Annotated in this window: 11 protein-coding genes; 9 read left to right on the forward strand and 2 right to left on the reverse strand. The window is 39.7% G+C overall.

What is annotated here, in order from left to right:
- Positions 1 to 82 precede the first annotated feature (82 nt).
- From HMPREF1210_RS01730 to HMPREF1210_RS01740, 3 genes are all read left to right on the forward strand, one after another.
- Positions 83 to 712, forward strand: a complete 630-nt coding sequence (locus tag HMPREF1210_RS01730) for a helix-hairpin-helix domain-containing protein (RefSeq protein WP_016426867.1) — start codon at positions 83 to 85, stop codon at positions 710 to 712.
- Positions 713 to 785: 73 nt separating this feature from the next.
- The gene (locus HMPREF1210_RS01735; protein WP_016426868.1) at positions 786 to 1,367 is read left to right on the forward strand and encodes a ComE operon protein 2; all 582 of its coding nucleotides are present in this window, start codon (positions 786 to 788) and stop codon (positions 1,365 to 1,367) included.
- Between the two features lie 23 nt (positions 1,368 to 1,390).
- Positions 1,391 to 3,664: a DNA internalization-related competence protein ComEC/Rec2 gene (locus HMPREF1210_RS01740; RefSeq protein WP_016426869.1), complete on the forward strand. Its 2,274-nt coding sequence runs from the start codon at positions 1,391 to 1,393 to the stop codon at positions 3,662 to 3,664.
- Between the two features lie 17 nt (positions 3,665 to 3,681).
- On the opposite strand, the gene HMPREF1210_RS17440 is transcribed toward HMPREF1210_RS01740, so the two are convergent.
- Positions 3,682 to 3,816, reverse strand: a complete 135-nt coding sequence (locus HMPREF1210_RS17440; protein ID WP_016426870.1) for a YqzM family protein — start codon at positions 3,814 to 3,816, stop codon at positions 3,682 to 3,684.
- 165 nt (positions 3,817 to 3,981) lie between these two features.
- Here HMPREF1210_RS17440 and holA point away from each other — a divergent pair, with 165 nt between their 5' ends.
- Complete coding sequence (gene holA, locus HMPREF1210_RS01750) at positions 3,982 to 4,992, forward strand: DNA polymerase III subunit delta (RefSeq protein ID WP_016426871.1); 1,011 nt, start codon at positions 3,982 to 3,984, stop codon at positions 4,990 to 4,992.
- A 538-nt stretch (positions 4,993 to 5,530) separates the two neighbouring features.
- Here the strand turns inward: holA and rpsT are convergent.
- Complete coding sequence (rpsT, locus tag HMPREF1210_RS01755) at positions 5,531 to 5,779, reverse strand: 30S ribosomal protein S20 (RefSeq protein WP_016426872.1); 249 nt, start codon at positions 5,777 to 5,779, stop codon at positions 5,531 to 5,533.
- A 212-nt stretch (positions 5,780 to 5,991) separates the two neighbouring features.
- Between rpsT and gpr the strand changes: the two genes are divergently transcribed.
- The 5 genes from gpr (at position 5,992) to hrcA (ending at position 12,119) form a co-directional block, all read left to right on the forward strand.
- On the forward strand, positions 5,992 to 7,041 hold the full coding sequence (gene gpr, locus HMPREF1210_RS01760; protein WP_016426873.1) for a GPR endopeptidase: 1,050 nt from the start codon (positions 5,992 to 5,994) through the stop codon (positions 7,039 to 7,041).
- A gap of 32 nt (positions 7,042 to 7,073) precedes the next feature.
- Positions 7,074 to 7,898: a stage II sporulation protein P gene (spoIIP, locus tag HMPREF1210_RS01765; protein WP_016426874.1), complete on the forward strand. Its 825-nt coding sequence runs from the start codon at positions 7,074 to 7,076 to the stop codon at positions 7,896 to 7,898.
- A gap of 62 nt (positions 7,899 to 7,960) precedes the next feature.
- Entirely contained in the window at positions 7,961 to 9,784 is a 1,824-nt protein-coding gene (lepA, locus tag HMPREF1210_RS01770) for a translation elongation factor 4 (RefSeq protein WP_016426875.1), read from the forward strand.
- Between the two features lie 66 nt (positions 9,785 to 9,850).
- Complete coding sequence (gene hemW / locus HMPREF1210_RS01775) at positions 9,851 to 10,990, forward strand: radical SAM family heme chaperone HemW (RefSeq protein ID WP_036659638.1); 1,140 nt, start codon at positions 9,851 to 9,853, stop codon at positions 10,988 to 10,990.
- A gap of 94 nt (positions 10,991 to 11,084) precedes the next feature.
- Positions 11,085 to 12,119 (forward strand): heat-inducible transcriptional repressor HrcA, encoded by a 1,035-nt coding sequence (hrcA, locus tag HMPREF1210_RS01780; protein WP_016426877.1) that lies wholly within the window; start codon positions 11,085 to 11,087, stop codon positions 12,117 to 12,119.
- The last annotated feature ends 4 nt before the right edge of the window (positions 12,120 to 12,123 follow it).

Below are 12,123 nucleotides of genomic sequence, written 5' to 3' on the forward strand. Positions count from 1 at the left end.
TGAGCAATTCGTTTATAGTATGGATAACTCCATAAGAATTGCTCCCTGTAGGAAAGGATGACCCAATCTGATTCTTACATGGATGAAAAAACATACGAATAAAGCAGTGCTTGTAAGTGCAGGTATTATTTTATTTGTAGTACTGTTTAAACCTTTTTCAAACGAGCTGGCGCCCCCACTTGCCGATACGCTCGAAACCATTCAAACCCCCATCCCAAATACAATTCCAACTGAAGAACTGAACGAATCGGAAGAACCTGACATCGAAATAAATGAAGTCGTTGTCGTTGATGTAAAAGGACAAGTCCTGACACCTGGCGTTTATACATTAACTCATGGAAGTCGTGTATTGGATGCCATTCAGCTTGCAGGAGGCATATTGCCATCCGCTGATGAAAAGGCATTGAACTTGGCTGCGAAACTGACCGATGAAATGGTGATCTATGTACCATTGATTGGCGAAAAGGACGTAGCGACAACTATTTCGACAACACCGGATTCAACTAGAGAAAAATCTACTATCATTAATATCAATACTGCCGATGAAATGACCTTAATGACACTTTCAGGTATCGGTCCTTCCAAGGCGAAGGCAATTCTTGCATACCGGGAAGAAAAAGGACTTTTTCAATCGATTGAAGACTTAAAAGAAGTTTCTGGAATCGGAGATCAAACTTTTGAGCAACTGAAAGATTTCATTTCGGTTAAATAAAACCATATTCAATTGACGATTCAAACGTGTTCCTACTAAACTAGATAAGAGTTTACAATCAGGGGGCGTTTTTATGGAGCGAATAACATGGGACCAATTCTTTATGGCACAAAGTCATTTACTGGCGCTTAGAAGCACATGTACAAGATTAGCGGTAGGTGCAACGATTGTACGGGATAAGCGAATCATGGCAGGTGGATATAACGGATCCATTTCCGGTGGCGATCATTGCATCGATCAAGGATGTTACGTTGTGGATCATCATTGTGTCCGTACAATTCATGCAGAAATGAATGCCTTGTTGCAATGTTCAAAATATGGCATATCAACTAATGAAGCGGATTTGTACGTGACTCATTTCCCTTGCCTTCCTTGCACAAAATCAATTATTCAGTCAGGAATCCGACGTTTATATTACGCGAAAGATTATAAAAACAGTGAATATGCCATTCAATTACTTGCCCAGTCAAATATTGAAGTCGTGCATGTATCTTTCGATGAACGGAAAATTGATTTCTTAAGCGATCAGAAAATCACTTTGTATTTGGACATGCTTCATAAGTTAAGAGAGAAGGGTGTTCCTGCAGAAGAACTGGCTTCATATGAAGCGCAGGTGAATGAGTTATTTGGCAAAACCATTGGAACCAACGCCTAATCTATATTGTCGTCGCAGCCATAGTGTCAACTAGCGCGGCAATCGGCTCCATCCAACTTCTTTTTTTACATGCCCCACTTATTCTATTATTTGTACGTAATCGATTTAAGATATTCTTTTTATTAAGTTATGTAGCAGTGGCTGTTTTTTTCTTTTTGCATGCACAAGACAAATTGACGCATGATTCACATGAAGTCGCTCAAGAAGATGTTTATACCTGGACTTCGATTCATACAATAAAAGGCTCCAAATTAAGAGGATTCGCAATATCTGAGGGAAAACAAAAATGGTATATTGTGTATACTTTTGTTTCAGAAGAAGAGAAAATCAAATTCTTGAATCAGTCGTTGACAGATGCAGTATTCAAGATAACGGGACAAATAACACCTGTCCCATGGCCAGCCCATGAGTATGTGTTTGATATGCAAACCTACTTAACAAGCCATGGGGCAGCAGGGATGTTGTCGGCTAGCACAATGGTACAGGTTTCTCAGCCAGATGGAATAATCGGCTGGATTGCCAATCAGCGATTTCTCATGGAAAAGCATATAGACAAGCATTTTCCACTTTCACTTCAAGCAGAAGCCAAAGCACTTTTACTTGGCTTAAGAGATGACGTTGACCCAAAGGAGAATCGCGCCTATCAAATACTTGGCATCACGCATTTGTTTGCCATTTCGGGTCTTCATGTAGCGTTTCTGACCTATATCTTTTATCAATCCCTTCTTAGATTGTCCATTCGTAAAGAAGTCGCCGTATGGTGTTTAATCGTCTGTTTGCCAGTCTATGCATGTTTAGTTGGTGGGGCTCCTTCAGTGTGGCGTGCGGTCGGTGTCGTGGAAATTCTATTACTTTCAAAGCAACTCCACAAAAGACTGGCAGTCGATGATGCTTTCGCAATCAGTTTGCTTATTTTTATTTACCTGCAACCGGGGGTATTACTCCAGGTAGGATTTCAATTGTCTTATGGAGCCGCCACGGTATTGCTTTTTTCTTCCCCATTTCTACAAGCACAAACAAGTGTTTTCAAGCAATCTTTCTGGATTACTTTTCTCTGTCAAATTGGAGTTGCACCAATCCTTCTCTATCACTTTTACGAAATTTCTCTTTCCTCTTTTGTAGTCAATCTTTTGTTTGTACCACTCTTTTCCGTCATTATTTTACCGATTAATTTAGTGCTGTTTAGTTTATCGTTTTTCTTCCTTTCTTTAACCGATTTCCTGTTCATTTTGTATGAACCGTTAAGAATGGCTTTGACGAGTTTCATTCTAAAACTAGCCTCCATTCCAAATCAACTGTGGAATCCAGGCAAACTATCGAACTGGCAGATGGTTGTGGCCTTTATTGGTGTGGTCGCTACTTTTTTTGTTCTGGAGCTGCAACACGCTAAGAAAAGACTCATTTTGACATTAGGTTTGCCGATTGCCATCATTCAAGGTTCTTCTTATTTCGATTCAGCGATTGAAGTGTCATTCCTTAACGTCGGGCAAGGGGATGCAACCCTTATTGAACTTCCGCATCGACAAGGGGTCATTCTGGTTGATTCGGGAGGATTATTGAGGTTTGATCAAGCAGCTTGGAAACTATCAGGTACACCTTTTGAAATAGGAAGGGAAGTAATTGTACCTTTCTTGAAAGGAAGAGGCATTCAAACAATTGATACGTTTATTTGGACACATGCGGATAGTGATCACATTGAAGGCGCCGAAGAAATATTGGAGGAAGTGAAGGTAAAAGAAATCCATGTGACACCTGGCGCTATTGCTGAAAATACATTGCAACACGCGGTACAAACTGCGTTGGCTATGAAAATACCGATTAAAGAACAAATGTCGGGAAGTGGATTCCGAATAAGGAATACACAGTTTACTTATGTATCGCCACAGGATACTACGTATGAAGGAAATGATGATTCGCTCGTACTATACTTGAAACATGATTTGTTTACAGCGTTGTTTACAGGAGATTTAGAACAGGATGGGGAAGAGGATTTACTGAAGGTGTATGGAGGAATACAAAATATCAACCTATTAAAAGCAGGACATCATGGTAGTAAAACTTCCAGTTCTGAAGCATTTTTACAAAAGCTACAGCCAGGTCTCACCATTTTTTCAGCAGGTCAAAACAACCGTTACGGGCATCCAAATCATGAAGTGGTCGAAAGGTTCACGGAATTACAATTACCGACAATGACAACAGCGGAAGTTGGCACTATTCATGTCCGTTATGAAAAGGAAGTAATAACCGTGCGGACGTCATTCAAAAAAAACATAAAAAAAAGAGACCTTTCACAATGAGAAGTCTCTTTTTTTGCTTATTTTGTAATGAAGTCAATTACAGTCGCAATGGTGAAAATCGCTGCAAAGAAAACAAAAGATACAACGAAACCAATACCCGAGTCAACCACATCGTTACGTCTGGTTTGGACATTCTTTTCAAATTCGTTCATTGCTACCCCTCCTAATTCAAATTAATTATAAGTGATTGCTTCGGAAAAATCTATAAACAACAAGTTTTTTTCCGTGATTTCAGCTGAATGACACATTTTGTTCAAACACCAGTGAATTTCGATTTGATGTATAATGGAAATGAAGTGTGTAAGAGGAGGTTCTTCATGTTCTCAAGTATTTGGAAAAAGATTCAAAAAGGCGAATTCAGTCCGATTTACTTGCTAGTCGGCACAGAGCATTACTTTTTTGACGAAACTATCCGTCGTCTGAAAGAATCACTAAATAAAGCCGGAGAAACGGATATATTGATGTTTGATTTAGATGAAGTTCCCGTTCAACATGTTATTGAAGAAGCGGACACTATTCCGTTTTTTACAGAGCGTAAATTAATTATTGCCAAGAATGCCTCTTTTTTAAAAGCGACAGAAAAAGGAAAAGAAAAAATAGATCATGATTTGAAGTCATTTGAAAGTTGGGTTCAGCATCCATCTGAAACGGCCATCACAGTTTTCATTGCTCCTTATGAAAAATTGGACGAGCGAAAAAAAGTGACAAAGTTGATGAAGGATAAGGCTTTGTTGCTGGAAGCTAAACCTCTCGAAGGAAACGACTTATCAGTCTGGGTGCAATCAACAGTCTCCCAGGAAAGCAAAAGCATGACGGATGATGCCATTGCCCGTTTGATTGAGACAGTAGGTCAGGATCTTGTTCAGTTGCAGTCCGAAATACATAAAATGGCGACGTATGTAGGAGAAGAATCCGAAATCACGAAAGATGTCGTGGAGTTGCTGATGACCCGCACATTAGAACAGGATGCGTTCCAGTTACTGAATGCATACTTGCGAGGTGATACGACCACCGCATTGACGGTATACCATGACTTATTAAGGCAAAAAGAAGAACCGATCATGCTGACCGCATTGCTGGCTTCCCAAATTCGCTTGATGTCGAATGTTCGGTACCTGCAAAAGAAAGGCTATCATGCACAGGCAATAGCGAAACAATTAAAAGTCAATCCGTATCGCGTCAAATTAATTGTAGAAAGCAGACAGCAAGTAGGAGAAGAACGTTTGCTCGAAGTGTTACACCGTCTCGCTGGTGCTGATTACCAATTAAAAACAAGTAGCGGCCGACGTGAACGGATTCTGGAATTATTTTTAATGAATCGGTTATAAGACAATGGACTTGAATCGTGATTAAAGCGAATCAAGTCCATTTTTTTATGGGAAAAGGATGGAGAGAATTTCACTGCTGATAATATCGTGCTGACGGCTGAAAACTAAAATTTCTTTTCAAATGACTGTGTTAAAGATAAATGTTAATACTTGTTACAGATGCGTGGAGAGCCTATAAAACGTATGCAAAAGAAAAAGGTTTAGAACATTACAGAATCAAATCAAATGATGGAATGTATTGTGATTTAGACTGCGAATATTTGAAATGCTCACATTCTACGAAGATTCCCTTTGTTCATCAAAAGTTGAAAAATCACAATTGAAAGATGTTGAATCCGTTATCAGTGATTCAATTACCGATATATCAGAGTTATATAAAGAATTTCATCAGTATTTCATTGAGTTTGTAGCCAAGGAAAGCGACTAATAAAGAGGTTTCCCTAAAAAATATTCATTTATCAACATTAAAATTTAACAGAGCTTTTTAAATAGACAAAAAAAGACCGGATTCGTCAATCGAATCCGGTCTTTCATATCATTACGCTTTTTTCATTAATTGAGCTTTTTTACGAGCCGCAGTGTTTTTATGAATTAATCCTTTAGAAGCTGCTTTATCTACTTGCTTGATAGCAGATTGTAAAAGTTCTTTTGCGTTTTCTTCGTTGTTAAGAGAAGCATTTTCAGCTTTCTTAACTGCTGTACGCATTGTAGACTTCGTGTGAGAGTTTTGTGCGTTAGCAGAAGCATTCGTTTTTACACGTTTGATTGCAGATTTGATGTTTGGCATATCTTTCACCTCCTATAAAAGGTCCGAGATCAAGAGATTCTCGAGTTTAAGCGTTAATGCGCGTTTATTAGGCGCTGTTTGCTTTAAGTATTAGATCAGTATTATCAATACAACAAGCATTATTTTAGCAAACCAAAAGTTAAATTGCAATAGATTCACGCAAAGAATATTTACTTGACACCTTGGGCAAACTTTTTCTTGAGGTGATATGGATGAATATACGTAATCTAATGCGGACTGATTTAATCGATGAAGCAACCGAAGTGGTTCAGCATCGAACGGAAAAAGAGAAAGATACATTATATGAAACGCCTGGGATTCAAATGAATGAAGAGCGTAAAGGTCGTGTTCATATAACCCATATTGAAACGGATGCAAATGGGGCAGAGTCAATAGGTAAAAAAGCTGGAACATATATTACTTTATCCGTTCCAACTTTAACTGCTGAAGATGACGAAGGATTCAAGGAACTTGAGCAACAATTTATTCAATCATTGGAAGATATTCATAAACAAATTAATTTGACGGCACAATCTAAAGTACTGGTAATCGGATTAGGAAATCGGACGATTACACCGGATGCAATCGGTCCTTTGGCAATCGACCGTTTTCATGAAGCAATGTTCCATTTTCCATTTGAAACAGGACAAGTTTTATTTTATGCACCGGGTGTAACAGGTCAAACCGGTTTGGAAACGGGTGAGTTTGTTAAAGCGATCTCTGAGCATGTCAAACCAGATTTGATTTTGATTATTGATGCATTAGCAGCACGTAATCAAGATCGCCTATGTAAAACCATTCAGCTGACAAATACCGGTATCCACCCAGGTTCGGGTGTAGGCAATGCGCGAAGTGAAATTTCATTTGAATCATTAGGAGTTCCTGTAACTGCTATCGGTGTGCCAATGGTTGTGGATGCGCCAGTGCTAGTTGTGGATGCGATTGAAACAGTATTCAAAGTGATTTCATCCCAAATCGGGGAGACGACGAAACCATCTTCAGCCCTATCAGTAGGATCATGGCTTAGAAGCTCAGATGAACCCGTAAATGTTGAAGCCATCAAGCCGATTTTCGGTGAATGGGCAGGGTGGTCAAGCGAAGAAATCCGAGGACTATTGCAGGAAGTTTTGCCCCCTCATCATCAACAATTATTTGTTACGCCAAAAGAAACAGATACGTGGGTTGTGAGGCACGCAGAAATGATTCAAGCGAGTGTAACGAAATGGCTACAGGAGGATGTTTTTAGTTCTAATCAACCCTGATCCTACGTAAGTTGTAGGAGGAGGGGTGTACAATGCGCAAAACATTGCAGAAAGTCATGAGTTTCTATCTTTTTTTATTTTTAATGCCAATATTAATGATTAAGCTCCCCATGCTGGCGTTTGGAACAACGGCTTCAGAAAAAGTTGAAACTCGACCGGTTGCATATGCAGCAAACACGAAAGAAATCACAAATGATTCCACAAAAGAAATCACAGTGAATACCACAGCTCACCCAATTAAAGTCTTGCTGTATTTCACACATATTCAGGAATCGTACCAACCGATTGTCGAAAAAAAACTAGGCCTGAAAGCAGTTAATTATCACCCTACTGCCAACATATCTAACGTAAGTGACCTTGTTGTCCAGCATTTTAGTTTAAATGGGGATTCAGTTGACGTGCTGCAGTTTGACAAAATGAATAATATGCAGATTAGCGGTGCATATACAAAAATCCGACCATATTTGCAAAAGCAGTTAGCAGGAAATCACTATGATGTTCTACTGGATGTTCACCGTGATTCCATCAAACGCGAAAAGACAACAATACAGTCCAATGGCACGTCATATGCGAGAATGTCTTTTGTTGTAGGGGCCGAACATGCAAACTATAAATTGAATGAAGCCTTTGCCAAAGCAATTTCTGATGAGGTAAATGCGATGGTTCCTGACATCTCAAAAGGGGTGTTGGCTAAAACCCGGGATACCGGGAATGGGATATATAACCAAGACCTATCAAGCCACTCTCTTCTAGTTGAACTGGGTGGAATCGAGAACACGGAAGAAGAAATCAATCGGACCATTTCCATCCTGACAAAGGCAATTTCCAACTTCTTTGAAGAGACGCCTGAAACCTAACATTGATGAAAGACATGTTCACTGCTATAATTCTAGATAGTTTAATTAGGAGTGGACATTGCATGAATCGAGAAGAACGTAACAAACGCCAACAGAATATCCGAAACTTTTCAATTATCGCCCATATCGATCACGGTAAATCAACATTAGCCGATCGAATTTTAGAGCAAACCAAAGCATTGACTTCAAGAGAAATGAAAGCTCAACTTCTCGATTCAATGGATTTAGAACGTGAACGTGGAATTACGATTAAATTGAATGCTGTACAACTAAACTATCGCGCTAAAGACGGCGAAGATTACACGTTCCATTTAATCGACACACCAGGACACGTCGATTTCACATATGAAGTATCCAGAAGTTTAGCTGCCTGCGAAGGGGCTATTCTTGTTGTAGATGCAGCACAAGGAATCGAAGCACAAACATTGGCTAACGTTTATTTGGCGTTAGATAATGAACTTGAAATTTTACCGGTCATCAATAAAATTGATTTACCGGCAGCTGATCCAGAACGCGTTCGCGGAGAAATTGAAGAAGTCATTGGTCTTGATGCTTCTGAAGCTGTACTTGCTTCCGCAAAAGCTGGGATTGGTATTGAAGACATCTTAGAACAAATCGTTGCTAAAGTGCCTGCACCTACTGGTGATCCCGAAGCACCTTTAAAAGCGCTTATCTTTGATTCTCTTTACGACCCGTACCGCGGAGTAGTAGCGTACATACGTGTCATGGAGGGGACGGTCCGCCCTGGGGACAAAATCCGCATGATGGCAACCGGAAAAGAATTTGAAGTGATTGAAGCGGGTGTGTTTACGCCGAAGGCAACACTTCGTGACGAATTGACTGTAGGAGACGTAGGTTTCCTAACTGCAGCAATCAAAAATGTTGGAGATACACGTGTAGGGGATACAATCACACATGTTGCAAATCCGGCAACTGAATCCTTACCTGGTTACCGTCGATTGAACCCGATGGTGTATTGTGGTTTGTACCCAATTGACACGTCTAAATATAATGACTTACGTGATGCTCTTGAAAAACTTGAGCTAAATGACGCGGCATTACAATTTGAGCCAGAGTCTTCTCAGGCACTTGGTTTTGGATACCGTTGTGGATTCCTTGGACTTCTTCATATGGAAATCATTCAAGAACGTTTGGAACGCGAATTCAACATTGATTTAATTACGACTGCTCCAAGTGTAATTTACGATGTTCATATGACGGATGGTCAGATTAAAAAAGTGGACAACCCATCGATGATGCCGGACCCACAAAAAATCGACCGCATCGAAGAGCCATATGTTAAAGCTACCATCATGGTACCGAACGATTTCGTAGGTGTGGTGATGGAACTTTGTCAAAAGAAACGTGGTAATTTCATGACGATGGATTACATCGACAAAACGCGTGTAAGCATTATTTATGAAGTACCACTTTCTGAAGTCGTGTACGATTTCTTTGACCAATTGAAGTCAGGAACGAAAGGCTATGCGTCATTTGACTATGAATTGATCGGATACAAACCTTCAAAACTTGTGAAGATGGATATCCTGTTGAATGCAGAACAAGTGGATGCTTTAAGCTTTATAGTTCATAATGACTTTGCCTACGAACGCGGAAAAATTATTGTTGAGAAATTAAAGAAATTGATTCCAAGACAACAATTTGAGGTGCCGATACAAGCAGCAATTGGACAAAAAATTGTCGCTCGTTCGACAATCAGTGCAATCCGTAAAAACGTTCTTGCAAAATGTTATGGTGGAGATATTTCACGTAAACGTAAACTTCTTGATAAACAAAAAGAAGGTAAGAAGCGTATGAAACAAGTAGGTTCAGTTGAAGTACCACAAGAAGCGTTCATGGCTGTATTGAAGATGGACGAAGATTGATCAAATAGGTTTGTTAATGGAGGCTACTAGTTGGCCTCCTTTTTCTATAAGAAAGAAGGAAATGCCATGATTAAAGGAGCTTATATTCATATTCCTTTTTGTCATCAAATTTGTCACTACTGTGATTTCAACAAAGTGTTCTTTAAGAATCAACCGGTAGACGAGTATATCGAAACACTCGGCATGGAAATGAAGATGTTTGTTGAAAAGTACAAAGATCATTTACATATGGATACGATTTTTCTGGGTGGAGGAACACCTACAGCGCTGAGTGCGGATCAATTGGAAAGATTGTTCGAACTCATCAAACAACATATCCCGATGCAACATGTGCAGGAATTCACATCTGAAGCAAATCCAGATGAACTGACACACGACAAATTAGTTGTCATGAAGAACAATGGGATTAACCGTTTGAGCTTAGGTGTACAAAGTTTCGATGCGGATATACTAAGTCGCTTAGGTCGCACTCATTCAAACGAACATGTTTACAAAACCATTCAAATGGCTAAAGATATCGGCTTCACCAATATCAGCATTGATTTGATGTACGGCCTTCCGGGGCAAACAATGGACCAGTGGAAATATACACTGGACAAAGCGCTTGAACTGGATTTACCGCACTACTCCGCATATTCATTAATCGTCGAACCAAAGACGGTTTTTTATAATTTGATGACAAAAGGCAAATTGATTTTGCCGGGCGAAGACTTGGAAGCGGATATGTATGACGTGTTAATGACTGAAATGAAATCAAGAGGCATTCACCAATACGAAATCAGTAATTTTGCAAAGCCAGGTTTCCATTCGAAACATAACAATCTGTATTGGGACAATGTAGAATACGCAGGATTTGGTGCTGGGGCACATGGATACGCCTTAGGAAATCGCTATGCAAATATTGGTCCGATTAAAAAATATATGGACGCACTAGTAAGTAGAGAGTTTCCGGTGAATTCCATTCATGAAGTGACAGCTGTTGAAAGAATGGAAGAAGAAATGTTTTTGGGCTTACGAAAAGTTGCAGGAATCAATAAAAACAGCTTTGAAGAAAAGTTCGGCAAATCATTGGAAGAAATGTATGGACAAGTACTATCCAAGCATGTTGCAAGTGGCTCCATGATTAGCAACGAAGATAGCGTCGCTTTAACTCGAAAAGGAAGATTTATCGGAAATGAAATTTTCCAATCTTTTTTAATGGAATAAATAATCGTATCCGTTGACTTTAGTCAACGGATTTGATAATTTATGTATGAGTATTAGCACTCGCAAGAGATGAGTGCTAACAGAGGTGATAATAATGTTAACGAACCGACAATTGCTCATATTGCAAGTAACAGTTGATGACTTCATTGAGACCGCTCAACCAGTGGGATCAAGGCAGCTTTCCAAAAAAGAGGAAGTGCCGTTCAGTCCTGCGACGATTCGAAATGATATGGCTGATTTAGAAGATTTAGGTTATTTGGAAAAAACGCATACGTCGTCAGGTCGCATTCCTTCTGAAAAAGGATATCGATTTTATGTTGACCATTTACTTACGCCTCAACTTGCTTCATCAGATGACATGCAGCAAATTCAATCTGTCTTCCAGGAAAGAATTACTGAGACGGAACAAGTAATTCAAAAAACGGCCATGATATTGTCCGAATTAACGAGTTATACATCGATTTTGCTCGGACCTGATGTGCGTAAACACCGAGTTAAAAGATTTTCGATTGTTCCTTTAACCAATGATTCGGCAGTCGCAATCATCATAACGGATTCTGGTCATGTTGAAAATCGATTGTTCCAATTGCCGCAAGGTCTGACAGCATCTGATATTGAAAAGATGGTAAACATCATAAATGAACAGCTGACCGGTGTTCACTTGCATGAACTTCAACGTGTGCTTGAAAAAGAAGCGGCCGCTTTGTTAAAACAGCATATTGGTCGTTACGGTGAACTCATGGCTTCATTTGGCGCAGCTATCTCGAGCCCACATGAAGAAAAAGTATTCTATGGCGGCAAATCCAAACTGCTTCATCATCCAGAGTTCAGTGACCTCCAGAAGGCTCGCGGCTTAATTACGATGATGGATCAAGCTAATCAAATTTCAACTTTGTTTTCACCGAACCAAGCGGGTATTCACATTCGCATCGGTTCTGAGAATAACCTTTTGGAAATGGAAGAATGTAGTGTCATTACAGCATCCTATACCATTGGGGAAGAACAAATGGGCTCCATAGCTATTATTGGCCCAACTAGAATGGATTATCGACGAGTTGTCACTTTACTGGATGTCATGAGTGGCGATCTGTCTCGTGAACTTACTCGCATTTTGCGTGGTTCACGATAAAGAA

Source organism: Paenisporosarcina sp. HGH0030 (assembly GCF_000411295.1).
In the GTDB taxonomy this organism is placed as follows: Bacteria; Bacillota; Bacilli; order Bacillales_A; family Planococcaceae; genus Paenisporosarcina.